The sequence below is a fragment of the Streptomyces sp. MAR4 CNX-425 genome (assembly GCF_048656465.1).
Classification (GTDB): Bacteria; Actinomycetota; Actinomycetes; order Streptomycetales; family Streptomycetaceae; genus Streptomyces.
This window is the reverse complement of record NZ_JBMDLF010000003.1, coordinates 81,103-103,672: the sequence shown is the minus strand read 5'-3', so window position 1 is coordinate 103,672 and position 22,570 is coordinate 81,103. Positions and strand designations below refer to the sequence as shown.

Genomic DNA, 22,570 nt, shown 5'->3' with positions numbered 1-22,570 from the left:
TCGGGTGACAATGGCCCGATGGGGCGGACGAGTGCGACGCAGCAGGTGACTTTCCGCGCATCACCGCGGAGACGGAGGTACATCCCATGGCACTGATCCCACCGGAGCGACCCTACGACGAGGCCGAAGACCTCGCCGTGGAACTCGCCGCCGCCAGGCGCAGAAAGGCGGTGCGGTACGGCGTACCCCTGGCCGTCGCGGGTCTCGCCGCCGCGACCATCGGCCTGGTGCCCGCGCTCGCCCAGGACGACGGGCCGAGCGCCGACGACGTGACGGCGAAGGAGCTGATAGCCAAGGCGCTGGCCTCGGAGGTCGAGTCGGTCGACGGCACGGTGAAGGTCAGCACCGACCTCGGCCTGCCGTCGCTGCCCTTCGGCGGGATGGCCGGGATGGGCGGCGGAGAGGGCGCGGACCTCTCGCGGCTGCTCTCCGGCGACACCAAGTTGCAGGTCGCGGCCGACGGCCCGGAGAAGCAGCGGGTCACGCTGGAGGGTTCGGACGGCGACCGGACCCTGGTGCGCAACGGCGACGACGTCTGGACGTTCGGCGGCGACTCCGACGAGGTCTTCCACTCGACGGTCCCGCAGGAGGCGAAGAAGGACGCGGGGAAGGACGCGGAGCACGGCGACGGCTTCGCGCTGCCGAAGGACCTTCAGGACGCCACCCCGCAGGAGCTGGCGGAGCGGCTGCTGAAGGCCGCGGGCGACACGACGGACGTGGACGTGGCGGGCACGGCGCAGGTCGCCGGGCAGGACGCGTACGAGCTGCGGCTGACGCCGAAGCAGGACGAGTCGACGGTCCGGGACATCACCGTCGCCGTGGACGCCGACAACGGCGTGCCGCTGCGGGTGGCGCTGACCGCGGACGACGGCAAGGCGGTCGTGGACGTCGGCTTCACGAAGGTCGACTTCACCAAGCCGGACGCCGGGCTGTTCGCGCCGCCGGAGGGCGCCGAGGTGACGGAGAAGGACCTCGGCGAGGGCTTCGGCGGGGAGTTCGGCGGCCCCGGTGAGGGCTTCGGAGAAGGCTTCGGCGGCTTCGGCAAGGACAACGGCGACTGGGGCGGCGACTGGGACAAGGGCGCCAAGGGCGACAAGGGCGACATGCCCGCCGGCCTGGAGGACGTGCGGGTCCACGGCGAGGGCTGGGGCTCGATCGCCGAGATCGCGCTGCCCGGCGGCACGCTGAGCGAGGACGGGGCCGGGGCGGCCCTGGACTTCTTCACCGAGAAGACGGACGCCGGCCGGGTCTTCGAGAGCCGGCTGGTCAACGTGCTGATCACGGACGACAAGGTCTACGCCGGCGCCGTCACCCCGGAGGCCCTCCAGGCCGCCGCGGGCGACTGACCGCACCACCGCCGCCCACAGGGCCGCCGCGCGCCTCCGGGCGTGCGGCGGCCTTCGCGTGCGCGGCCCGCGGGGCCGGTGCGCACGGGTCGGGGCGCACGGGGGTCAGTGCACACAGAACTCGTTGCCCTCCGGGTCCGCCATGATCGTCCACTCGCCGCCCTGCTCCTGCACGTGCCGCAGGACGGTCGCGCCCAGCTCCGCCAGCCGTGCCGTCTCCTCCGCGCGCCGCCCGGGCCCGGGGTGCAGGTCGAGGTGGAGGCGGTTCTTGGCCGCGGGCTTGGGCTCGGGGACCTGGTTGAAGAGCAGCCGGCGGCCCAGCCCGGTGCCGGAGGCGGGGTCGTACGGGTCGTCGGGGTGCCGCACGGCGGCCGCGGTGCGCCAGGCGCGGCGGTCGTGGTGGCGCGTCAGCACGGTCTCGGGGACGGCGCCGGCGGTGACGAGCTGCTCGATGAGCGGGCTGTTGTCCTCCACCTCGTAGCCGAGGGCGGCGGCCCAGAAGTCGGCCTGGGCGTGCGGGTCGGTGGAGTCGACGACGACTTTCCAGTGCGTAGGAACCATGTACCGGTTATACTGGTTACATGGTGGACGAGGCAAGCGACCGCACCCCGGGCATGGTGCTGCGCCCCCCGGACGGCCAGGTCTTCCGCTTCGATCCGGGCGCGCTCAGCCTGGAGTTGCTCACCACCGGCGGCCCGGGCCCCTTCGCGCGGTACGAGGTGCTGCACACCCCCGCGGACGTCGCCGCGTGGGCCGCGGCGAGCCGGCTGCGCCCGGTGCCGGAGCTGACGGTCGAGGACGCCGACGTCACCGCCGTACGCCACGTGCGCGACGCCCTCTTCCACCTCGCCCGGGCCCGCGCCCACGGCGCCCCCCTCCCGCCCGCCGCCCTCGACGTCCTCAACACCACCGCCGCCGCACCCCCGCTGGCCCCCCGCCTCACCGCCGACGGCGCCCCCGCCTGGGCCGGGCCCCCGGCCACCGCGGCGCAGGTGCTCTCGACGGTCGCCCGGGACGCGGTGGCGCTCTTCTCGGGCCCGTACGGCCACCGCGTCCGCGAGTGCGCGGGGGAGCGGTGCTACCTGTTGTTCGCGGACACCTCGCGGCCGGGCCGCCGCCGCTGGTGCTCGATGGAGCGCTGCGGCAACCGCCAGAAGGTCCGCGCCCTCCGGGCCCGCCGCGGGGCGGAGGCCCCGGAGGGCGCGGACCAGGACTGAAGGGAGACGTGTGAAGCGCATCGTGGCCCGGGGGTGGAAGCTGCTGCGCGGCTCCGTACAGTGGCGCCTCCTGTGGTTCACCCAGGCCAAGTTCATGATCGGCGTGACGGGCGTGGTGCGGGACGAGCAGGGCCGGGTGCTGCTGCTCAAGCACCGCATGTGGCCCGACGCCCGGCCGTGGGGGCTGCCCACCGGCTTCGCGGTCAAGGGCGAGGAGTTCCCGCAGACGGTCGTCCGGGAGGTGCGGGAGGAGACCGGCCTCGACGTCGTTCCGGGGCGGCTGGTCCGGGTGACCAGCGGCTACCGGCTGCGCGCGGAGATCGCGTACGAGGCGCGGCACGTGGGCGGCACGCTGCGGCTGGAGAGCTTCGAGATCCTGGCCGCGGAGTGGTTCAGCCCGGACGCGCTGCCCGAGGGGGTGCAGGAGTCCCACGTCCGGCTGATCAGGGCGGCCGCCCCCGCCTGAGGCGCGCCGGCTCAGCCCCAGGTGAGGGGGTCGAGGTGGAGGTAGAAGCGGAGCCGGTCGGGGTCGGGGGCGGTGCCGTAGCGGGCGGCGAAGACCATCTCCCGGACCCGGGCCTCGGCCGCGGTCGGCCAGGTCTCGCGGGCGTGGGCGAAGAGCACGGCCAGGTCGCTGTGGCGGTCGGCGAGGCCGAGGCGGCCGAGGTCGACGAAGCCCGCCACGGTGCGGGTGTGCGGGTCGAGGACGATGTTCGACAGGGTCAGGTCGCCGTGGCAGACGACGGGGTCGGCGGCGGCCTGCTCGCGGCGGCCCGGCAGCTCGGGTTCGAGGCGGGCCAGCAGCTCGGGGGCGGGGGTGTGCTGCTGCTCCACCGGGAGGAAGTCGGGGTTGACGGCGCCGCGGGCGACGACGTCGCGGGCGGTGGCGAACACGCCGTCGAGGTCCCGGCGGTACGGGCAGTCGGCGGCGGGCAGCGCGTGGAGGTCCCGTACGGCCTCCGCGAGGGCGGGCCAGCAGGCCCGCAGCTCGGCGGGCGGCAGCTGGTCCGCGGGTACGCCGGGGACGGCGGCGGTGACGAGGCGGGCGCCGGCGGCGTCGGAGCGCCAGTCGAGGACGCGGGGTCCGGGCGCGCCGGGCCGGTCGGCCAGCCAGGCGGTGCGGTCGCGCTCGGCGGCGAGCGCGGCGGCCCCGGCGTGGCCGGCGGGGGCGGTCGCGGGTACGTGCTTGGCGTAGCGGGTGCCGTCCGGGCTGCGGAGCACGGTGGCACCGGACTCGCCGGTGGTGACGGGGGTCCAGTCGTCGGTCATGGTGTCTTGCGGTCCATCCGGTAGTGCAGCACGAGAAACGGGATGCCGAAGACGGAGAAGGCGTGCTCGGCGCGGAGCCGGCCGTCGTCGGTGACGTGGACGTCGAGGTGTTCGGCGAAGCCGGGGACGCCGAGGGTGGTCAGCTCGCGGGTGCCGGGGTCGATGTAGGTGAGGTAGTGGCCGGGGTGGTCGGTGCCGTCGGCCGCGTCGCCGTGGCTGGTGAGCGTCAGGCCGCCGCCGGGGCGGGCGCGGGGGAGGAGGGTGGCGGTGAAGCTGGCGTGGGGGAGGGGGAAGCCGACGCTGACGTAGCCGCGGCCGCCGTGCCGGTAGGTGGTGTAGATGCCGACGTAGATGGGGTCGTCGGTGTCGGCGAAGGACCGGATCCAGCCGCGGACGGCGGTGGCCGCGGCGCCGGGCTCGGCGCGGGCCGCGGCGTCCGGGGTGATCGTGTCGATGCGGCTGCGCATGCCGCGCTGCACCTCGCGCTGGTTCATGGGCACGTTGGCCTGCCCGAGGGGGCGGGCGACGAGGGTGCGGTAGAGGAGGTAGCCGGGGCGGACCCACAGGCGCCAGCGGGGTTCGATATCGAGGGTGAAGCGGGCGGTGTGCTCGTAGAACTCCCGCACCCGCGGATCCACGGCGGCCGGGTCGAAGCCGGGCCCGGCGAGCGCGTCGAGGGAGTCGACGATGCCGACGTCGGGGGCGTCCGCGGTGTACGCACCGCCGAGGACACCGGCGAGGTCGCGTACGTACGAGGTCCCGACGTACGCGGACCGCGCTTCGAGCGGCACGACGAACGGCAGGTCGCCCGCGGTGGCCTCCTCGGCGACAAGGCTGACCTGCGCCTCCCGGAACACCAGCGCCGACACCACCCGGAACGCCACCACCGCACCCCCCGCCACCGCCGCCCCCCGCGCGGCGACGGCACCGGGCGGCCCGGGAAAGGGAAGCCCGCGGCGCCGCAGCGGATACCCGCGCGCGTGCCGCCCCCCGGCGCCGAGGCGCCGCGGCGGGGCGACCGCGGCCGCGGTGCCGGCGACCCGGGGGCCGCCTTGGCGCCCTGCGGCGCCGAGCGCGCGCAGCGCCGCGCGGGTCCCGCCCGTGCCGCCGCCCCGGCGCAGGACGTACGCGCCGATCCGCGCGCCCGCGCCGCTCTGGCCGCCGGCCTTCGCCGGCCCGCTCCCGCCGCCAGCCGCGCCGCTCCGGCCGCCCGCGGCGATCCGGCGCGCCGCGCCGCTCCTGCCTCCGGTGCGGTTTCCGCCGCTCGTGTCGGTGCCGCCGCCCCGGCGCAGGACGTACGCGCCGATCGTCCCGCCCGCGTCGCCCCGCCCACCCGCGGCGGAGCCGCCGCCGCGCAGCGCGACCGCGCCGCCCACCGCCGCGCCCACCACCGGGCCCAGCGCCACCTTGTGCGGCCGTACGCCCAGCGCCCCCGCCGCCGTGCCGGCCACCGTGCCCACCGCCACCGGGCCCGCGCCCGTCAGCCGGGCGCCCGCCCAGCCCGCGGCGGCGGACAGCGCGCCGCTGGTGGCGATGCGCTGCCACAGCGCCGGGAGCTCACCCGGCCGCTGCCGCGCCCGGGCGACCGCCTCCGCCGCACCGAGCCCCACCGCCCCCGCGAGCGCCCCCACGGCCGCCGCCCGGGCCCCCCGCCCGCCCGCGAGCGCCGCGCCCGCGAACGCGCCCATCACTCCCGCCGTGCCCACCTGAGCCCGCAACTGCGCCCCGCCCACCCGCTCCTCCACCATCCCCGCAGCCTACGCGCGCACCCCCGGCCCGCCCCCGCCCCGTCACCGTCGGGCCCCTGAGCGACGACGACCGCCTCGCCGAGCAGACCGCCCGCTACCGGGCCCGCGTGAAGCTCTTCCACGAGCCGCGCGCGCCGGCGGCCGACCTCGCGGCGCTCGGCCGGGCGGCGGACGTACGCGAGCGCGGCACGTTTTCGCCGGCACCGCGCGGCCGACCGCGGCGGCGGCCACCGAGGGCTGACGCCCGGCCGGTTCACCATCCCCAGCCCCGGCCCCCGCCTCAGCCCGGTCGCGCCGGACCCGCCTGCCCCACCGCGCCCGGCGCCTCCGCGCCCGGGCCGGCCGCGCCCGCCGCCTCCGCGGCGGCCGCCGCGCGGCGCAGCTCCAGCCGACCCCGCCGCGCCGTGCGCAGCGCGTCGTACGTGAGCAGTCCCAGCGCCACCCACACCAGCAGGAACCCCGTCCACCGCTCGGCCGGCATCGACTCGCGGAAGTACAGCACGCCCAGCATGAACTGCAACGTCGGCGCGAGGTACTGCATCAGCCCGATCGTCGACAGCGGCAGCCGGACCGCCGACGCCCCGAAGCAGATCAGCGGGACCGCCGTCACCACCCCGCAGCTCGCGAGGAGCAGCGCGTGGCCCGGGCCCTCCGTGTGGAACGTCGCATCGCCGCGGGCGCCGAGCAGCAGCATGAACCCCAGCGCCGGCAGGAACTGCACCGACGTCTCGGCCGCGAAGGACTCGATGCCCTCCAGCCCGATCCGCTTCTTGATCAGCCCGTACGTCCCGAAGGAGAACGCCAGCACCAGCGCGATCCACGGCAGCCGCCCGTACCCCACCGTCAGCACCGCGACCGCCGCCGCGCCCACCGCGACCGCGACCCACTGCGGGACGCGCAGCCGTTCGCGGAGCAGCAGTACGCCGAAGGCGATGCTGACGAGGGGGTTGATGAAGTAGCCGAGGGCGGCCTCGACGACGTGTCCGGAGTTGACCGCCCAGATGTAGACGAACCAGTTGACCGTGATCGTCGCCGCGGCCGCCGTGACCAGCCCCAGGCGCCGCGGTTCGCGCAGCAGCGGCCGGATCCACGCCCAGCGGCGCAGTACCAGCAGGAGCAGCACGCAGGCGGCGAGCGACCACACCATGCGGTTGGCCAGGATCTCCGCGGGGCTCGCGGGCTCCAGCAGCGGCCAGAACAGCGGGATGATCCCCCAGCTGCCGTACGCGGCGAAGCCGTAGAGCAGCCCGAGCCGCGTCTCGGCCGCCGACTTCGCCGGAGCGTCACCTGATGACCCCACGGCCGCCCTCCCGTCCGCGCCGCCCACACGGCCTGTCGCCGTGATGACGGTAGCGGGCGGGAGGGCCGCTTGTCATTCTCGTATCAGCATTTGGGTCCTTACGCCTCCGGTGCTGCGCCCCGCCCCGCCCCCGGCGCCGCGAGCCCCGCCGCGACCGCCTCCGCCAGCGGCGTCGTCGGCCGGCCGAGGAGCCGGGACAGCTCGCCCGTCGTGCCGGCGAGCAGCCCGCGGGCGACCGCCGCGTCGACGCCGACCAGCACCTCGGCCATGGGCTCCGGCATCCCCGTGCCGAGCAGGGTCCGCAGGTGTTCGGCGGGCGGCAGGTCGCGGTAGCCGACGGCCGCGCCGGACTGCCGGGCGACCTCGGCGGCGTACTCCGGGAGGCTCCACGCCGTGTCGCCGCTCAGCTCGTACGCCCGTCCCTCGTGGCCCGTGCCGGTGAGCACGGCGACGGCCGCCGCGGCGTAGTCGGCGCGGGCGGCGGAGGCGATCCGGCCGGCGCCCGCGCTGCCGACGACGGCGCCGTGGGCGAGGACGGGGGCGAGGTGCTCGGTGTAGTTCTCGTGGTACCAGCCGTTGCGCAGGAAGGTGTACGGCAGGCCGGAGTCGAGGATCATCCGCTCGGTGGCCTTGTGCTCGTCCGCGAGCGGGAAGTCGGCCTCAGGCCCGCCCAGGATGCCGGTGTACGCGAGCAGCCCGACGCCCGCCGCCGCGGCGGCGTCGACGACCGCCTGGTGCTGCGGCACCCGCCGCCCCACCTCGCTGCCCGAGACGAACAGCACCCGCTCACCGGTGCGGAAGGCGTCCGCGAGCGCGGCGGGCTCGTCGTAGTCGGCGATCCGGAGCTCCACGCCGCGCGCCGCGAGGTCCGCGGCCCTGTCCTTGCTGCGTACGACGGCGGCGATCCGCTCCGCGGGCAGCTGCTCCAGCAGGGCCGCGACGACGAGGCGGCCCAGGTGTCCGGTGGCTCCGGTGACGGTGATCTTCATGAGAACCACCGTAGGCTGCATGCTTACGGCGAGAAAGTACCCACTTTGACGTAAGGTACTGGTATGAAGGTAAGTGAAGAGGCAGAGGTCGGGCTGCTGGGTTTCCCGGACGTGATCTCGGCGGACTGCCCGGCGCGGAACATCCTGGAGCACGTCGTGAGCCGCTGGGGCATGCTCGTGCTGCTGGCGCTGCTGGACGGGACGATGCGGTTCAGCGCGCTGCGGCGGCGGATCGGCGGGGTCAGCGAGAAGATGCTCGCGCAGACGTTGCAGACGCTGGAGCGCGACGGCCTGGTGCGGCGCGAGGCGAAGCCGGTCATCCCGCCGCACGTGGAGTACTCGCTGCGGCCGCTCGGTGAGCAGGCGGCCGTGCTGGTGCGGCCGTTGGCGGTCTGGGCGAACGACAGCGTGCCGGAGGTGCACCGGGCGCGGTCCGGGTACGACGAGGCGCGCGCCTGAGCGTGCGCCGAACGCGCCCGGACCCGGACCCGGGGTGCGGGCCCGGGTCCGGGTCCGGGTGGTGTCGGCCCCCGGCGCGCGGCGGCGTCAGCCGAGGACGGTCCAGGTGTCGCCGCCGGCGAGGAGGGCGGCGAGGTCGCCTTTGCCTTTGTGCTGGACGGCGTCGTCGAGTTGTTCGGCCATCTCGGTCTCGTAGACCTGGCGGTTGACGTCGCGCAGCACGCCGATGGGGGTGTGGTGCAGGGTGTCGGGGTCGGCGAGGCGGGAGAGGGCGAAGGCGGTGGTGGGGGTCGCGGCGTGGGCGTCGTGGACGAGGATGTCGGCTTCGTTGTCCGCTGTGACCTCGACGATCTGGAGGTCGCCGGTGGCCGGGTCGCGTACGACACCCTTGTGATCGTCGGCGCCGAAGCGGATCGGCTTGCCGTGCTCCAGCCGGATGACCGCTTCCTGGGCCTGTTCGCGGTCCTTGAGGACCTCGAAGGCGTTGTCGTTGAAGATGTTGCAGTTCTGGTAGATCTCGATCAGCGCGGTGCCCGGGTGCGCGGCCGCCGCGCGCAGGGTCTCGGTGAGGTGCTTGCGGTCGGAGTCGACGGTGCGGGCGACGAACGACGCCTCCGCGCCGAGCGCGAGGGAGACCGGGTTGAAGGGGGAGTCCAGCGAGCCCATGGGGGTGGACTTGGTGACCTTGCCCGTCTCGGAGGTCGGCGAGTACTGGCCCTTGGTCAGGCCGTAGATCCGGTTGTTGAACAGCAGGATCTTGAGGTTGACGTTGCGGCGCAGGGCGTGGATGAGGTGGTTGCCGCCGATGGACAGCGCGTCGCCGTCGCCGGTGACGACCCACACCGACAGGTCCCGGCGGGTGGCGGCCAGGCCGGTGGCGATGGCGGGGGCGCGGCCGTGGATGGAGTGCATCCCGTAGGTGTTCATGTAGTACGGGAAGCGGGAGGAGCAGCCGATGCCGGAGACGAAGACGATGTTCTCCTTGGCCAGCCCGAGTTCGGGCATGAAGCCCTGGACGGCGGCCAGGACGGCGTAGTCACCGCAGCCGGGGCACCAGCGGACCTCCTGGTCGGTCTTGAAGTCCTTCATGGACTGCTTGGCTTCGGCCTTGGGGATCAGCGAAAGGGTGTCGATCGCCGGTCCCTCAGCGGTCGTCTCAGCCATTGTCGATGGCCTCCTTGAGAGCGGTGGCGAGCTGCTCGGCCTTGAACGGCATGCCGTTGACCTGGTTGTAGGAGAAGGCGTCCACGAGGTAGCGGGCGCGCAGGAGGGTCGCGAGCTGGCCGAGGTTCATCTCCGGCACGATGACCTTGTCGTAACCGGCCAGGACCTCGCCGAGGTTGGACGGGAAGGGGTTGACGTAGCGCAGGTGGGCCTGCGCGATCCGGTCTCCGGCGCGGCGTACGCGGCGTACCGCCGCGGTGATCGGCCCGTACGTCGAACCCCAGCCCAGCACCAGCGTCCGCGCCCGCTCACCCTCCGGGCCCTCGGGGTCGTCGACGGTGATGTCGGGGACCTCGATGCCGTCGACCTTCGCCTGCCTCGTACGCACCATCAGGTCGTGGTTGGACGGCGCGTAGGAGATGTTGCCCGACCCGTCCTCCTTCTCGATCCCGCCGATCCGGTGCTCCAGCCCCGGCGTGCCCGGCACCGCCCACGGCCGCGCCAGCGTCTGCGGATCACGTTTGAACGGCCAGAACACTTCCGTGCCGTCGTCCAGGGTGTGATTGGGCTGGGTCGCGAACTGCACCCGCAGATCCGGCAGCTCGTCGACCTCCGGGATCCGCCACGGCTCCGAGCCGTTCGCCAGATACCCGTCCGACAGCAGCATCACCGGCGTGCGGTACGTCAACGCGATCCGCGCCGCGTCCAACGCCGCGGTGAAGCAGTCCGACGGCGTCGACGGCGCCACCACCGGCACCGGCGCCTCACCGTTGCGCCCGAACATCGCCTGGAGCAGATCCGCCTGCTCCGTCTTCGTCGGCAGCCCCGTCGACGGCCCGCCACGCTGGATGTCCACGATCAGCAGCGGCAGCTCCAGCGACACCGCCAGCCCCACCGTCTCCGCCTTCAGCGCCACACCCGGCCCGGAGGTGGTCGTGATCCCCAGCGCCCCGCCGAACGCCGCGCCCAGCGCCGCGCCGATCCCGGCGATCTCGTCCTCCGCCTGGAAGGTACGCACGCCGAAGTTCTTGTGCCGGCTCAGCTCGTGCAGGATGTCCGAGGCCGGCGTGATCGGATACGAGCCCAAAAACAGCGGCAGGTCCGCCTGCTGCCCCGCCGCGATCAGCCCGTACGCCAAAGCCAGGTTCCCCGAGATCGAACGGTACGTGCCCGCCGGGAACGCCGACCGCGCCGGCGCCACCTCGTACGAGACCGCGAAGTCCTCCGTGGTCTCCCCGAAGTTCCACCCCGCCCGGAAAGCGGCGATGTTCGCCTCGGCGATGTCCGGCTTCTTCGCGAACTTCGCCCGCAAAAAGCCTTCCGTCCCCTCCGTCGGCCTGTTGTACATCCAGCTCAGCAGACCCAGCGCGAACATGTTCTTCGAACGCCCGGCGTCCTTACGCGACAGGCCGAACTCCTTCAACGCCTCAACCGTCAGCGTCGTCAGCGGCACCTCGTGCACGCTGTACCCGTCCAGCGACCCGTCCTCCAGCGGACTGGCCGCATACCCCACCTTGGCCATCGCCCGCTTGTTGAACTCGTCCGTGTTGACGATCACCTCCGCGCCGCGCGGAACATCACCGATGTTCGCCTTCAACGCGGCCGGGTTCATCGCCACCAGCACATTCGGCGCATCCCCCGGCGTCAGGATGTCGTGGTCCGCGAAATGCACCTGAAAACTCGAAACCCCCGGCAGAGTCCCTGCCGGGGCGCGGATCTCGGCCGGAAAGTTCGGAAGCGTCGACAGATCATTGCCGAACGACGCCGTCTCCGAGGTGAAGCGGTCCCCGGTCAGCTGCATCCCGTCACCGGAATCCCCGGCGAACCGGACGATCACCCGGTCCAGACGCCTGACCTCTTTGCTGTTGACCTCGCTGGTCACCTTCGTGGACCTCCCTCGCGACGGCCGTTTCGGGAACGGGATGCCGACCGCCTGACCCAGTGACCATCGTACGTCGGTTAGGCATGCCTTCCTCGGCGTGTCCGGAAACTGGACGGCGCCGAGACGTGGGTTTATATCCCCTTTTGTCGCTATCTAGCTGCCCGTCAGGAGCCGCCCACCGGGCTGACAATCACTTGTCAGCGGTGCTTGCGGGTCGCTTGGCGGTGACTGTGCGGGCGGTCAGCGGGCGGTCAGGAGGCGGTCAGCGGGGGTCGGGCCGCGGTCGGGCAGCGGTCAGGAGTTGAGGTACGTGAGGACCGCGAGCACCCGGCGGTGATCTCCCTCACTCTGCGCCAGGCCCAGCTTCATGAAGATGTTGCTCACGTGCTTCTCGACCGCGCCGTCGCTCACGACGAGCTGCCCGGCGATCGCGGAGTTCGTCCGCCCCTCGGCCATCAGGCCCAGCACCTCGCGCTCCCGCGGGGTCAGCCCCGCGAGCACGTCCTGCTTGCGGCTGCGGCCGAGCAGCTGGGCGACGACCTCGGGGTCGAGCGCCGTGCCGCCCTCGGCGACCCGGACGACGGCGTCCACGAACTCGCGGACCTCCGCGACCCGGTCCTTCAGCAGATAGCCGACCCCGCGGCTGGACCCGGCGATCAGCTCGGTGGCGTACTGCTCCTCGACGTACTGGGAGAGCACCAGCACGCCGACGTCCGGGTGGTCGCGGCGCAGCCGCACGGCCGCGCGCACGCCCTCGTCCGTGTGCGTCGGCGGCATCCGCACGTCGGCGACGACCACGTCCGGCGCGCTGCCCTCGCCGGCCAGCTCGCCGACCTTCCGGACCAGCGCCTCGCCGTCCCCGACGCCCGCGACGACCTCGTGTCCCCGGTCGGTGAGCAGCCGGGTGAGCCCCTCCCGGAGCAGCACCGAGTCCTCGGCGATGACCACCCGCACGCTGTCCTCCACCGTTGCCTGCCCCCCAGAAGAAGATGTGTAGACCTCCAGCATCCCAGGCTTCGGGGGCGGGGGAGACGCAGGCGACGGACAACGCCGGGTAAAGGGCGGGAAACGGCGGGCGGGGCGGTGCGGCGCCGCCTGCGCCCCCGGGCCGTAGGCGGTACGGCGCCGCCCCGCCTACGGCCCCGGGGCTACGCCCACCAGGGCAGCTCCGCCGTGACCACCGTCGGCCCGCCGGGCGGCGAGTCGACGACCAGCAGCCCGTCCACCGACCCCAGCCGGTCCGCCAGCCCCGACAGGCCGGTGCCGCCGTCCAGCCGGGCGCCGCCGTTGCCGTCGTCCGTCACCTGGATCATCAGCCGGCCGTCGGCCCGCCACAGGTCCACCATCGCCCGGCTCGCGCCGCTGTGCTTGCTGATGTTCTGGAGCAGCTCCGACGTCGTGTAGTACGCGATGCCCTCGATCGACTGCGCCGGCCGCTCCAGCAGGTCCACCGTCACCGACACCGGCACCGTGCAGCGGGCGGCGACCGCCGACAGGGCCGGGCCGAGGCCGCGGTCGGTGAGGATCGCCGGGTGGATGCCGCGGGCCAGGTCGCGCAGCTCCTCCAGCGCCAGCTTCACCTCACCGTGCGCCTCGTCGACCATCTCGGCCGCGGCCTCCGGGTCCTCCAGCAGCTTCTCCTTCGCCAGCCCCAGGTCCATGGCCAGGGCCACCAGCCGGGCCTGCGCGCCGTCGTGCAGGTCGCGCTCGATGCGCCGCAGGTCCGCCGCCGCCGTGTCCACCACGACGCCGCGGTCCGTCTCCAGCTCGTGCACCCGGGTCGCCAGCTTCGACGGGCCGAGCAGCCCGGCGACCATCGCCCGGTCCACGTACGACAGCCCGCGCACCACCCACGGCGAGGCGATCAGGAACACCGCGCCGACGCAGACCGCGAAGAGCTGCTCCAGCGGCGTGTCCAGGTACCAGCCGGAGCCGTCGTCGTTCCCGTAGAACTGGAGGCCGTCCTGCTCCCAGTGCGCCGGGAAGACCCACATCCACAGCGGGTACGTGACCATCGACCAGCTCCAGAACATCACCGCCGCGGAGATGCCGAACGAGAACACCGCCCAGAACATGTGCAGCAGCCCGTAGAGCATGGACCGCCACGACTCGCCGCTGCGGAACAGCGCCCCGACCCAGCCCATGAACCCCGAGGACCGCCGGTGCAGCGGCTCCGGATCGTCGACCTCCAGGCCCAGCAGCAGCCGCGCGCGGGCCCGCTCGAAGTACCCCATGCCGCGGCAGCCCGCCAGCATCCCGGCGAGCACCGGGACGCCGAGGAACGTGATCAGCAGGCCCAGGCCCAGCGACAGCATCGTGATCGTGTAGACGAAGAACACGACGGAGACCGGCAGGCTGAGCATATGGAAGAGGAACTCGCGCCAGGTGCGCGCCTCGAAGGGGGCGCGCAGGGCGAGGGGGAGCCGCGGGCGGCGGTCCTCGGGGGCGTACGCGGTGCTGTCCATCGTCGGAAGTCCTTCTGCCGGAGCGCTGGTGACGGGTCTGTCGAGCTTGTGCCTCCAGCCTCCCTAAGCGGGGCGCCGCGGGCCATGGAGCGGGTCGGTCTGTCGGTACGGGGGAAAACCCCACCTCCGGCGGAGGGCCTACACGCGCGCGCGGGCGGGCGGCCGGTTCCCGGGCGGCGCCTGCCCCGGTGTCCGCGACTCGCGGTTGCGCCAGGGCAGTTCGGCGGTGACGACCGTGGGGCCGCCCTCCGGCGAGTCGACGACCAGCAGCCCGTCCACCGACCCCAGCCGGTCCGCCAGCCCCGACAGGCCGCTGCCGGCGTCCAGCCGGGCGCCGCCCCTGCCGTCGTCGGTGACCTGCAGCATGATGCGGTCCTCGGTCCGCCACACGTCGGCGTTCGCGGTCTTCGCGCCGCTGTGCTTGCTGATGTTCTGCAGCAGCTCGGAGACCGTGTAGTACGCGATGCCCTCGATGGCCTGCGCCGGCCGCTCCGTCAGGTCGACGGTCACCTTCACCGGCACCGTGCAGCGGGCGGCGACCGCCGACAGGGCCGGGCCCAGGCCGCGGTCGGTGAGGATCGCCGGGTGGATGCCGCGGGCCAGGTCGCGCAGCTCCTCCAGCGCCAGCTTCACCTCGCCGTGCGCCTCCCCGACCATCTCCGCCGCCGCCTCGGGGTCCTCCAGCAGCTTCTCCTTCGCCAGGCCGAGCCCCATGGCCAGGGCCACCAGCCGGGCCTGCGCGCCGTCGTGCAGGTCGCGCTCGATGCGCCGCAGGTCCGCCGCCGCCGTGTCCACCACGACCCCGCGGTTCTGCTCCAGCTCCTTGATGCGCCGCTCCAGCGGCGTCGAGGGCGCCAGCAGCCCGCGCACCATCGCCCGGTCCACCTCCGACAGCCCGCGCGCCAGCCACGGCAGCAGCGGCCACAGCACGAACAGCGCCACCGTCGTCAGCGCGAACGAGAGGACCCCCCACGGCAGCCGGATCAGGCTGTACAGCGTGGTCCGCCAGCCCACCGGGTCCTTCAGCGTCGCCCACAGCCACGGCAGGAAGCCCCCGTACGTGCTCCGCCGGATCGGCGTCGGCGACTCGACGTGCACGCCGAGCAGCACCCGCGCCCGCGCGCGCTCCCACCCGCCGATCCCGCGCGCCCCGGCGAGCCCGGCGGCCAGCAGCGGCAGGCCGATCACGGTGATCGACAGCAGCGCGCCGGCGTAGAGCCAGATCGAGACGTAGGTGAAGGTGAAGATCGCCATGGGCAGGTTCACCAGCAGGTGCACGATCTCAAGCCAGGTCGTGCCGCCGAGTGGCGGGCGCGGCGGCGGAAGCGGCTCGGCGCCGCCGGGCTTGGGCAGCGGCTCCGCACCGGGGCGGCTGTACGTCATCCTCCCAGCTTGCCGCGCCGGAGCGGCCGGGCGCCATGGGGGGCGTGGGGGGAACGTACGGGGGTTAACCCCACCCATTGCGGAGAAGTCTCCGCTTCCCCCGCCCGCCGTGGGCCGGGCGGGGGGCGTGCGGCGCGTGCGGCGCGCCGGAAGTGGCGTACACGGGAGGGGCGCGCGGCGCGGGGCAGGGCCTACACTCCTTGCCCGTACAGGTCGATGTCCTGACCGAACGAGCACGGGTCAGCCAGCCACAGCAGCCAGGGGAGCGAAGCGGACGTGCCGGACATGCTCGCTGCCGACGCCGTTGCCGCCGGGTACTTCGACGGCTACGGGGTGGTCGGCCTCGTCGCCGTGCTGGGCCTGCTCTTCGTCGGGGTCGCCTTCGGCGGCGCCCGGCTGCTGCGCCCGGCGGTGCCGACGCCGGAGAAGCTGCTCACGTACGAGTGCGGGGTGGACCCGGTCGGGGAGGGCTGGGCGCACACGCAGGTCCGGTACTACGTGTACGCCTTCCTGTACGTGATCTTCGCGGTCGACGTGATCTTCCTCTTCCCCTGGGCGACGGTCTTCGCGGCGCCCGGATACGGGGCGGTGACGCTGGTGGAGATGTTCCTCTTCCTCGGCTTCCTCGCCGTCGGCCTCCTCTACGCCTGGAAGAAGGGCGTCCTCGCATGGACGTGAACCCCGCGCGCCGGCCCGGGCAGAGTGTCGGCGTACTGCAGCGCCTGGCACCCCAGCCGATGAAGGTCGTCCTCAACTGGGGCCGCCGCTACAGCCTGTGGGTCTTCAACTTCGGCCTCGCCTGCTGCGCGATCGAGTTCATCGCGGCGTCGATGGCCCGGCACGACTTCATCCGCCTCGGCGTCATCCCCTTCGCGCCCGGCCCGCGGCAGGCGGACCTGATGGTGGTGTCCGGGACGGTCACCGACAAGATGGCCCCGGCGGTCAAGCGGCTGTACGAGCAGATGCCGGAGCCGAAGTACGTGATCTCCTTCGGCGCCTGCTCCAACTGCGGCGGCCCGTACTGGGACTCGTACGCGGTGACGAAGGGCGTCGACCAGATCGTCCCGGTGGACGTGTACGTGCCGGGATGCCCGCCGCGGCCCGAGGCGCTGCTCCAGGGGATCCTGAAGCTCCAGGAGAAGATCGCGCGCGAGTCGCTGGCGGAGCGGTACGGGGACGGGACCCCGGCAGCGGCCCTGACCAGCGGCCTGGTGAAGCCGCCGGAGGGCGCCGGATGACGGAGCAGGAGGAGGGCGCCGCGGGAGCCGGCTGGCTCCCGGGCCCGGCGGAGGACGTGTTCGGCCCGGGAGCGGCGGCGAGCGAGGCGTACGACGTCCTGACCGTCGACGTGCCGGCGGCCGCGTGGACAGCGGCGCTGCGCACGGCGCGGGACGAGCTGGGCTGCACGTTCTTCGACTGGCTCAGCGCCGTCGACGAACCGGAGCAGGGCTTCCGCGTCGCCGCCCACGTGGTCGCGGTCGGCACACCCCCGCGCCGCCTGCTCCTCCGCACGACGGTGCCGCACGGCGCGCCGGCGCTGGACACGGCGACGGAGGTGTACGCAGGCGCGGCCTGGCACGAGCGCGAGACCCACGAGATGTTCGGCGTCGACTTCGCCGGCCACCCGCATCTGGCGCGGCTGCTGCTGCCGGAGGAGTTCGAGGGGCATCCGCTGCGGAAGGACTTCGTGCTGGCGGCCCGGGTGGCGAAGGCGTGGCCGGGCGCGAAGGAACCGGGCGAGCCCCACGACGGCGGCCCGAAGCGCCGCCAGATGCAGCCCCCGGGCGTCCCCGACCCGAACGACTGGGGCCCCCAGAAGGGCCAGCTCCCCCCGGCCCCGACCCGCACCCCGCGCCGCGCGGGCGCGCGAGGCGACGCCCCACCCCGCCGCGCCCGCTCGGCAAACGCGGGCTCCGCGTCGCAGCGACCCACGGACGGCGAACCCGGCCCCGGCAGCCCGGCAGGCAGCACCCGGCGCGCCCGTTCGGCAGGCGAGGGCTCGGCGTCCCAGCGGCCCGCCGGGGGCGGGCCGGAGGGGGTGGACGAGGCGGCGGCGCCGGGCGCCGAAGGCGCGGCGGGTGGTACGCGTTCGGCGGCCGAAGGTTCGGCGGCAGGCGAGGCGGCGAAGCCGCCGCCCGCCGGGGACGGCGCCGAAGGCGCGGCCCCCGGCGGGGCCGGGACCGGCCCCGGGCCCGCCCGCCCGGCGCGCGGTGCGCGGCGCGTGCGATCGGCAAGCGAGGGTTCCGCATCGCAGAGGGCCGCCGGGGGCGGGGCGGCTGAGGGGGACGCGTCCGCGGGGGAGACCCCTCGGGCCCGTACCCGTACGCCCGACGCCCCCTGGCAGCGCCCCCGACCCGACGACGAGCCGACCCCGCCCGGCGGCCCCGCAGACGGCGAGGGCTCCCCACCCGCCGAGCCCACCGCAGGTGCCCCCGGGGCCGCCGGTGGCGATCAGGCCCCTCCCGAGCCACGTCACGGCGGCACTTCTCCCGCGGAGCCCGCCGCAGGCGAGCCAGATCCGCCCGCCGCAGGCGGCCCGGCTCCGTCCGAGCCGCCTGCCGAGGGGACCCCCGGCCCTGCCGCAGGTGCCCCCGGTGCCGGTGGCGATCCGGCTCCTCCCGAGCCACGCCACGGCGGCACTTCCCCCGCGGAGCCCGCCGCAGGCGAACCCCCGGACGAAGGCGGTGAGTCGTGAACGACGTGCTCGAAACCCTGCTCACCCTTCTCGCCGTGCTGGCCGTCTTCCTGCTCTTCCCCCTCCTCGTCGGCCAGACCGAGCACAAGGTCATGGCCCACATGCAGGGCCGCGTAGGCCCCATGTACGCCGGCGGCTTCCACGGCTGGGCCCAGCTCGTCGCCGACGGCGTCAAGTTCGCGCAGAAGGAGGACGTCGTCCCCGCCGGGGCCGACCGCCGCGTCTTCCAACTCGCCCCCGCCGTCGCGCTGCTCCCCTACCTCGTCGTCCTCGTCGCCATCCCCTTCGCCCCCGACGGCGGCGTCGGGGAGTCGCTCGGCGCGGGCATCTTCTTCGTGCTGGCCGTCATGGGCGTCGGCGTTCTCGGGTCGCTCATGGGCGGGTGGGCCTCCGCCAACAAGTACTCGCTCCTCGGCGGCCTCCGCACCGCCGCGCAGCTTCTCGCCTACGAGCTGCCCATGCTGCTCGCCGCCGCCTCCGTCGCCATGGCCGCCGGGACGGTGTCCCTCGTCGGGATCGTCGACGGGTTCGAGTGGTGGTGGCTGCCGTGGCAGCTCGTCGGCGGTTTCGTGTTCTTCACCGCCGGGCTCGCCGAGTTGCAGCGTCCGCCGTTCGACGCCCCCGTCGCCGACTCCGAGATCATCTTCGGCGCGTACACCGAGTATTCCGGTCTGCGCTTCGCGCTGTTCCTGCTCGCCGAGTACGCCGGCATCGTCGTTCTCAGCGCGCTGACCGCCGTGCTGTTCCTCGGCGGCTGGCACGGCCCGTACGCCGACGGGCTCGGCTGGCTGTGGACGCTGCTGAAGACCGGGGTCCTGGCGTTCGCGGTGATCTGGCTGCGCGTCACGTACCCCCGGCTGCGCGAGGACCAGTTGCAGCGCTTCGCCTGGACGACTCTCATTCCGCTCGCGCTCGCGCAGATCGCGCTGACCGGCATCGTGAAGGTGGTGATCTGACGGTGAAGGGGCTTGCGAAGGGGCTCGCGGTCACGCTGCGCACGATGACGCGGCGTTCGCACACCGCGCACTACCCCGACGCCCTGCCCGCGCTGCCGCCGCGCAGCCGCGGCGTCATCGCGCTGTTCGAGGAGAACTGCACGGTGTGCATGCTGTGCGCCCGCGAGTGCCCGGACTGGTGCATCTACATCGACTCGCACAAGGAGACCGTGCCGCCCGCCGCGCCCGGCGGGCGGGAGCGCAGCCGCAACGTGCTCGACCGCTTCGCGATCGACTTCGCGCTGTGCATGTACTGCGGGATCTGCATCGAGGTCTGTCCGTTCGACGCGCTGTTCTGGTCGCCGGAGTTCGAGTACGCGGAGACCGACATCCACGAGCTGACCCACGAGCGGGACCGGCTGCGGGACTGGATGTGGACGGTGCCGCCGCCGCCGGCGGCGGACCCGGCGGGGGAGGAGCCGAAGGAGCTGGGCGCGGCGCGGAAGGCGGCGGAGAAGGCGGAGAAGGCGGAGAAGGCGGAGGCCGCGGCGCGGGCGGCGCGCGGGTCCGGCGCCGGGGAGGGCGACGCATGACCTTCGCCGCCGAGACCCACGGCTTCCTGTCGCCCACCGGCGTCGAGATCGTCTTCCTGCTCACCGGCCTGGTGACCCTCGGGGCCGCCGTGATCACCGTGACGACGCGGCAGCTGGTGCACGCCGCGCTGTGGCTCGTGGTCGCGCTGGGCGGGCTGGCGGTCGAGTACCTGCTGCTGACGGCGGAGTTCGTGGCCTGGGTGCAGGTGCTGATCTACGTCGGCTCCGTCGTGGTGCTGCTGCTCTTCGGGCTGATGCTGACCCGCGCGCCGATAGGCCGCTCGCCGGACGCCGACTCGGGCAACCGGTGGGTGGCCCTGGGGGTGGCGGGGGTGGCCGCGGTGCTGCTGGTGACGCTGGTCGTGGACGCGTTCCGGACGACGTGGATCGGCCTGGACGAGCCCCGGGGGACGACGGACCTGCTGGGGGCCAGTGTCTTCCGGCACTGGGTGCTGCCGTTCGAGGCGCTGTCGGTGCTGCTGCTGGCGGCGCTGGTGGGCGCGATCGTGCTGTCCCGCAGGAACGGCGGAGCCGGGCACGAGGAGGCGGCCGCCGAGGACGCCGCCGACGACAGCGGGGAGGGCTGATGCATCTCGCGTATCCGGCCGTGCTGGCCGTGCTGCTGTTCTGCGTCGGCCTCTACGGCGTCCTGGCCCGGCGCAACGCCATCCTCGTGCTGATGTCCGTCGAGCTGATGCTCAACGCCGTCAACCTCAACCTCGTCGCCTTCGACATCGCGTTCCGCGACGCGCTGCGCTCCGGGCAGTCGTTCACGCTGTTCATCATCGCGCTGGCGGCGGCCGAGATCGGCATCGGGCTGGCCATCGTGCTGATGGTCTACCGCAACCGGGGCACCTCCGCCGTCGACCGCCTCCGCGACCTCGCCGAGACGGACGTCCCGGGCGGCGGCGCGGCGGCGGCGGAGGCGGCGGCGGAGACGGACCCGGACGGCGGCGGCGCCGGCGCCGCCGCGCAGAAGGCCGAGGCCACCGCGTGACCACCACCACCCTCGCCGCGCTCGTCCCCCTCCTGCCCTTCCTCGGCGCCGTCGCCGGCCTGCTCCTCGGCCGCCGCTCGCCCGGCATGGTGCAGCCGCTGGCCGTGCTGCCGACCGTGGCCGCCGCCGTGCTCGCCGCCGTCGTCGCGGTCCGGCAGGGCGGCGACGAGCCGGTGACCGCCGCCACGGAGCTGACCCCGACCGGGTCCGTGCCCGTCGACCTGGCGCTGCACCTCGACGGCATGGCGGTGCTGGTCGCCGTGCTCGTCGGCGTCGTCGCCACCTGCGTGCAGGTCTACTCGACCGGCTATCTGCGCGACGACCCGCGCTACCCCTCGTACGCCGCGTTCGTCTCCCTCTTCACCGCCGCGATGTTCCTCGTCGTCTACTCCGGCGACCTGATGGTGCTGCTGGTCGGCTGGGAGATCATGGGCATCTGCTCGTACTTCCTCGTCGGCCACTACTGGGAGACGGAGGTCGCGCGGTCCGCCTCGCTCAAGGCGTTCCTGGTCACCAAGCTCGGCGACGTACCCTTCCTCTTCGGCATCTTCGCGCTCGCCGCCGAGGCCGGTACGTTCCGCATCAGCGGCATCCTGACCGCGGCCGCCTCCGGCGACGGCCTCGCCCACCCCACGCTCATCGCGCTGCTGCTGCTCGCCGGGGTCGCGGGCAAGTCCGCGCAGTTCCCGCTGCACACCTGGCTGCCCGACGCGATGGCCGGCCCCACGCCGGTGTCCGCGCTGATCCACGCGGCGACGATGGTCGCGGCCGGCGTGTACGTCGTGGCCCGGCTGCTGCCCGTCTTCGCCGCCTCGGCCGCCGCGCTGGTGGTGCTGGCGGTGCTGGCCGCCGTGACCATGGTCGGCTCGGCGCTGGCCGCGCTGGCGCAGGACGACATCAAACGGGTGCTCGCGTACTCGACGGTCGGCCAGCTCGGCTACATGACCGGCGCGCTGGCCGCCGGCTCCCGGGACGCCGCCGTGTTCCACCTCCTCTCGCACGGCGCCTTCAAGGCGCTGCTCTTCCTCGCCGCCGGCGTCGTCATCCACGCCGTCGGCACCAACTCGCTCGCCGCGATGGCCAGGATGGGCGGCCTGCGGCAGCGGGCGCCGGACGCCTACTGGACGATGGCCGTCGCCCTCCTCGCCCTCGCCGCCATCCCGCCCTTCGCCGGCTTCTTCTCCAAGGAGGCGATCCTCGCCGCCGCGGAGCACGCGGCCATGGGCGACGTGACGGGTGTGCCGGCCGGGGCCGGTTGGCTCGTTCTGGTCGCCGGGCTGGCCACCGCCCTGCTCACCGCCGCGTACGCCGCTCGGCTGTGGCTGCTGGCCGGGGCGTCCCCGCCCCGGCGGGACCCGGGCGGGGCCGGTGCCCCGGCCCCCGACGCCGCGGCGCCGGCACCGCCGGCACCGGCGTCCGTCACGGACGGCGCCGCCGAGGCGGGGCACCGGGTACGGACCCCGGTCGTCATGAACGCCGTGCTGTGGCTGCTGCTCGTGCCCACCCTGGCGTTCGGGCTGACCGTGTGGACGCTGCCCGACTGGCTCGGCGACGGCGAACACCCGCTCACCCCGACGCTCACCACCGCCGTCCTCGGCACCGGGCTGGCGCTCGTCGGCGCGGCGGCGACGTACGCGGCCTGGCGGCAGACCGCCGGGGTCGCCGTCCGCGTCCCCGCCGGCGCGGTCGCCGCGCACCCCGACGCCGAGCCCGCGCTCACCGAGGCCGAGGCGGAGGCCACCCACGAGCAGGTGTACGGCAGCCCCGCGGACGACGGCGCCGCCGCCTCGGGCGCCGCCCCCGACGGCACCGCCACCGACCCCGGCCGCATCCTGCTCGGCCCCGTCCTCTACCGGCACGCCGGCGGCGGCTTCCACGTCGACGCCCTGTACGCCGCGCTCTTCGTCCGCCCGGTCCGGGCCGCGGCCCGGCTGGTCCGCTTCCTGGACCGGGAGGTCGTCGACACGTACGTGCGCGGCGCCGGCACCGCGCCCCGGCTGCTCGGCGCCGCGGTCCGCCGGGCGCAGACCGGCAACGTGCAGAGCTACCTCAGCGCGCTGCTCGGCGGCGCGCTCGTCCTGGCCGTCGCCGTGGTCGTCGCCACCACCTCGGTCACGGGAGGCTGACG

The 22,570-nt window shown here is 74.3% G+C and carries 22 protein-coding genes; 12 read left to right on the top strand and 10 right to left on the bottom strand.

Annotated features, from left to right (window positions below; translation table 11 throughout):
- Positions 1–86: 86 nt before the first annotated feature.
- Positions 87–1,346 (top strand): LolA family protein, encoded by a 1,260-nt coding sequence (locus ACHZ99_RS10120; protein ID WP_420304119.1) that lies wholly within the window; start codon positions 87–89, stop codon positions 1,344–1,346.
- A gap of 105 nt (positions 1,347–1,451) precedes the next feature.
- Here the strand turns inward: ACHZ99_RS10120 and ACHZ99_RS10115 are convergent, their stop codons facing one another.
- Positions 1,452–1,907 carry a VOC family protein gene (locus ACHZ99_RS10115; protein ID WP_420304118.1) on the bottom strand — a complete coding sequence of 152 codons (456 nt, stop codon included), beginning with the start codon at positions 1,905–1,907 and terminating at the stop codon, positions 1,452–1,454.
- Between the two features lie 20 nt (positions 1,908–1,927).
- On the opposite strand from ACHZ99_RS10115, the gene ACHZ99_RS10110 reads away from it, so the two are divergent.
- Positions 1,928–2,563 carry a CGNR zinc finger domain-containing protein gene (locus ACHZ99_RS10110; protein WP_420304117.1) on the top strand — a complete coding sequence of 212 codons (636 nt, stop codon included), beginning with the start codon at positions 1,928–1,930 and terminating at the stop codon, positions 2,561–2,563.
- A 10-nt stretch (positions 2,564–2,573) separates the two neighbouring features.
- A complete protein-coding gene (locus ACHZ99_RS10105; RefSeq protein ID WP_420304116.1) occupies positions 2,574–3,029 on the top strand; it encodes an NUDIX domain-containing protein in 456 nt (151 codons plus the stop codon).
- An 11-nt stretch (positions 3,030–3,040) separates the two neighbouring features.
- Here the strand turns inward: ACHZ99_RS10105 and ACHZ99_RS10100 are convergent, their stop codons facing one another.
- The 4 genes from ACHZ99_RS10100 to ACHZ99_RS10085 all read right to left on the bottom strand — a co-directional run bounded on the left by ACHZ99_RS10100 (position 3,041) and on the right by ACHZ99_RS10085 (position 7,869).
- Positions 3,041–3,832: an APH(3'') family aminoglycoside O-phosphotransferase gene (locus tag ACHZ99_RS10100; RefSeq protein ID WP_420304115.1), complete on the bottom strand. Its 792-nt coding sequence runs from the start codon at positions 3,830–3,832 to the stop codon at positions 3,041–3,043.
- Positions 3,829–5,580: a hypothetical protein gene (locus tag ACHZ99_RS10095; RefSeq protein ID WP_420304114.1), complete on the bottom strand. Its 1,752-nt coding sequence runs from the start codon at positions 5,578–5,580 to the stop codon at positions 3,829–3,831. The genes ACHZ99_RS10100 and ACHZ99_RS10095 overlap by 4 nt, the downstream gene beginning before the upstream one ends.
- 280 nt (positions 5,581–5,860) lie before the next feature.
- Complete coding sequence (gene rarD, locus ACHZ99_RS10090; RefSeq protein ID WP_420304113.1) at positions 5,861–6,880, bottom strand: EamA family transporter RarD; 1,020 nt, start codon at positions 6,878–6,880, stop codon at positions 5,861–5,863.
- A 98-nt stretch (positions 6,881–6,978) separates the two neighbouring features.
- On the bottom strand, positions 6,979–7,869 hold the full coding sequence (locus ACHZ99_RS10085; protein WP_420304112.1) for an NmrA family NAD(P)-binding protein: 891 nt from the start codon (positions 7,867–7,869) through the stop codon (positions 6,979–6,981).
- 63 nt (positions 7,870–7,932) lie between these two features.
- Between ACHZ99_RS10085 and ACHZ99_RS10080 the strand changes: the two genes are divergently transcribed.
- Entirely contained in the window at positions 7,933–8,328 is a 396-nt protein-coding gene (locus tag ACHZ99_RS10080) for a winged helix-turn-helix transcriptional regulator (RefSeq protein ID WP_420304111.1), read from the top strand.
- An 87-nt stretch (positions 8,329–8,415) separates the two neighbouring features.
- Here ACHZ99_RS10080 and ACHZ99_RS10075 read toward each other — a convergent pair whose 3' ends face one another.
- The 5 genes from ACHZ99_RS10075 to ACHZ99_RS10055 form a co-directional block, all read right to left on the bottom strand.
- The gene (locus tag ACHZ99_RS10075; protein WP_420304110.1) at positions 8,416–9,492 is read right to left on the bottom strand and encodes a 2-oxoacid:ferredoxin oxidoreductase subunit beta; all 1,077 of its coding nucleotides are present in this window, start codon (positions 9,490–9,492) and stop codon (positions 8,416–8,418) included.
- Positions 9,485–11,374, bottom strand: a complete 1,890-nt coding sequence (locus ACHZ99_RS10070) for a 2-oxoacid:acceptor oxidoreductase subunit alpha (protein ID WP_420304109.1) — start codon at positions 11,372–11,374, stop codon at positions 9,485–9,487. The genes ACHZ99_RS10075 and ACHZ99_RS10070 overlap by 8 nt, the downstream gene beginning before the upstream one ends.
- A gap of 294 nt (positions 11,375–11,668) precedes the next feature.
- Positions 11,669–12,328 carry a response regulator transcription factor gene (locus tag ACHZ99_RS10065; protein ID WP_420304675.1) on the bottom strand — a complete coding sequence of 220 codons (660 nt, stop codon included), beginning with the start codon at positions 12,326–12,328 and terminating at the stop codon, positions 11,669–11,671.
- Positions 12,329–12,522: 194 nt separating this feature from the next.
- Positions 12,523–13,839 (bottom strand): sensor histidine kinase, encoded by a 1,317-nt coding sequence (locus ACHZ99_RS10060; RefSeq protein ID WP_420304108.1) that lies wholly within the window; start codon positions 13,837–13,839, stop codon positions 12,523–12,525.
- Positions 13,840–13,977: 138 nt separating this feature from the next.
- On the bottom strand, positions 13,978–15,222 hold the full coding sequence (locus ACHZ99_RS10055) for a sensor histidine kinase (RefSeq protein ID WP_420304107.1): 1,245 nt from the start codon (positions 15,220–15,222) through the stop codon (positions 13,978–13,980).
- A 285-nt stretch (positions 15,223–15,507) separates the two neighbouring features.
- Here ACHZ99_RS10055 and ACHZ99_RS10050 point away from each other — a divergent pair, with 285 nt between their 5' ends.
- Genes ACHZ99_RS10050 through ACHZ99_RS10015 form a run of 8 tightly spaced genes read left to right on the top strand, consistent with a single transcriptional unit; the run spans position 15,508 to position 22,568 of the window.
- Complete coding sequence (locus tag ACHZ99_RS10050; protein WP_420304106.1) at positions 15,508–15,900, top strand: NADH-quinone oxidoreductase subunit A; 393 nt, start codon at positions 15,508–15,510, stop codon at positions 15,898–15,900.
- Positions 15,891–16,460, top strand: a complete 570-nt coding sequence (locus ACHZ99_RS10045; RefSeq protein WP_420304105.1) for an NADH-quinone oxidoreductase subunit B — start codon at positions 15,891–15,893, stop codon at positions 16,458–16,460. Before ACHZ99_RS10050 ends, ACHZ99_RS10045 begins: the two co-directional genes overlap by 10 nt.
- Positions 16,457–17,917 (top strand): NADH-quinone oxidoreductase subunit C, encoded by a 1,461-nt coding sequence (locus ACHZ99_RS10040; protein WP_420304104.1) that lies wholly within the window; start codon positions 16,457–16,459, stop codon positions 17,915–17,917. Before ACHZ99_RS10045 ends, ACHZ99_RS10040 begins: the two co-directional genes overlap by 4 nt.
- The gene (locus ACHZ99_RS10035) at positions 17,914–18,873 is read left to right on the top strand and encodes a complex I subunit 1/NuoH family protein (protein ID WP_420304103.1); all 960 of its coding nucleotides are present in this window, start codon (positions 17,914–17,916) and stop codon (positions 18,871–18,873) included. Before ACHZ99_RS10040 ends, ACHZ99_RS10035 begins: the two co-directional genes overlap by 4 nt.
- A gap of 44 nt (positions 18,874–18,917) precedes the next feature.
- The gene (locus tag ACHZ99_RS10030; RefSeq protein ID WP_420304674.1) at positions 18,918–19,445 is read left to right on the top strand and encodes a 4Fe-4S binding protein; all 528 of its coding nucleotides are present in this window, start codon (positions 18,918–18,920) and stop codon (positions 19,443–19,445) included.
- On the top strand, positions 19,442–20,032 hold the full coding sequence (locus ACHZ99_RS10025) for an NADH-quinone oxidoreductase subunit J (protein ID WP_420304102.1): 591 nt from the start codon (positions 19,442–19,444) through the stop codon (positions 20,030–20,032). Before ACHZ99_RS10030 ends, ACHZ99_RS10025 begins: the two co-directional genes overlap by 4 nt.
- On the top strand, positions 20,032–20,442 hold the full coding sequence (nuoK, locus tag ACHZ99_RS10020; RefSeq protein ID WP_420304101.1) for an NADH-quinone oxidoreductase subunit NuoK: 411 nt from the start codon (positions 20,032–20,034) through the stop codon (positions 20,440–20,442). Before ACHZ99_RS10025 ends, nuoK begins: the two co-directional genes overlap by 1 nt.
- The gene (locus ACHZ99_RS10015) at positions 20,439–22,568 is read left to right on the top strand and encodes an NADH-quinone oxidoreductase subunit L (protein ID WP_420304100.1); all 2,130 of its coding nucleotides are present in this window, start codon (positions 20,439–20,441) and stop codon (positions 22,566–22,568) included. Before nuoK ends, ACHZ99_RS10015 begins: the two co-directional genes overlap by 4 nt.
- Positions 22,569–22,570 lie beyond the last annotated feature (2 nt).

Coding starts and splice junctions, on each gene's coding strand:
- ACHZ99_RS10120 (WP_420304119.1), top strand. CDS start 87: ATGGCACTGATCCCACCGGAGCGACCCTACGACGAGGCCGAAGACCTC.
- ACHZ99_RS10115 (WP_420304118.1), bottom strand. CDS start 1,907: ATGGTTCCTACGCACTGGAAAGTCGTCGTCGACTCCACCGACCCGCAC.
- ACHZ99_RS10110 (WP_420304117.1), top strand. CDS start 1,928: ATGGTGGACGAGGCAAGCGACCGCACCCCGGGCATGGTGCTGCGCCCC.
- ACHZ99_RS10100 (WP_420304115.1), bottom strand. CDS start 3,832: ATGACCGACGACTGGACCCCCGTCACCACCGGCGAGTCCGGTGCCACC.
- ACHZ99_RS10095 (WP_420304114.1), bottom strand. CDS start 5,580: ATGGTGGAGGAGCGGGTGGGCGGGGCGCAGTTGCGGGCTCAGGTGGGC.
- ACHZ99_RS10085 (WP_420304112.1), bottom strand. CDS start 7,869: ATGAAGATCACCGTCACCGGAGCCACCGGACACCTGGGCCGCCTCGTC.
- ACHZ99_RS10080 (WP_420304111.1), top strand. CDS start 7,933: ATGAAGGTAAGTGAAGAGGCAGAGGTCGGGCTGCTGGGTTTCCCGGAC.
- ACHZ99_RS10075 (WP_420304110.1), bottom strand. CDS start 9,492: ATGGCTGAGACGACCGCTGAGGGACCGGCGATCGACACCCTTTCGCTG.
- ACHZ99_RS10060 (WP_420304108.1), bottom strand. CDS start 13,839: ATGGACAGCACCGCGTACGCCCCCGAGGACCGCCGCCCGCGGCTCCCC.
- ACHZ99_RS10055 (WP_420304107.1), bottom strand. CDS start 15,222: ATGACGTACAGCCGCCCCGGTGCGGAGCCGCTGCCCAAGCCCGGCGGC.
- ACHZ99_RS10050 (WP_420304106.1), top strand. CDS start 15,508: ATGCTCGCTGCCGACGCCGTTGCCGCCGGGTACTTCGACGGCTACGGG.
- ACHZ99_RS10045 (WP_420304105.1), top strand. CDS start 15,891: ATGGACGTGAACCCCGCGCGCCGGCCCGGGCAGAGTGTCGGCGTACTG.
- ACHZ99_RS10040 (WP_420304104.1), top strand. CDS start 16,457: ATGACGGAGCAGGAGGAGGGCGCCGCGGGAGCCGGCTGGCTCCCGGGC.
- ACHZ99_RS10030 (WP_420304674.1), top strand. CDS start 18,918: ATGACGCGGCGTTCGCACACCGCGCACTACCCCGACGCCCTGCCCGCG.
- ACHZ99_RS10025 (WP_420304102.1), top strand. CDS start 19,442: ATGACCTTCGCCGCCGAGACCCACGGCTTCCTGTCGCCCACCGGCGTC.
- nuoK (WP_420304101.1), top strand. CDS start 20,032: ATGCATCTCGCGTATCCGGCCGTGCTGGCCGTGCTGCTGTTCTGCGTC.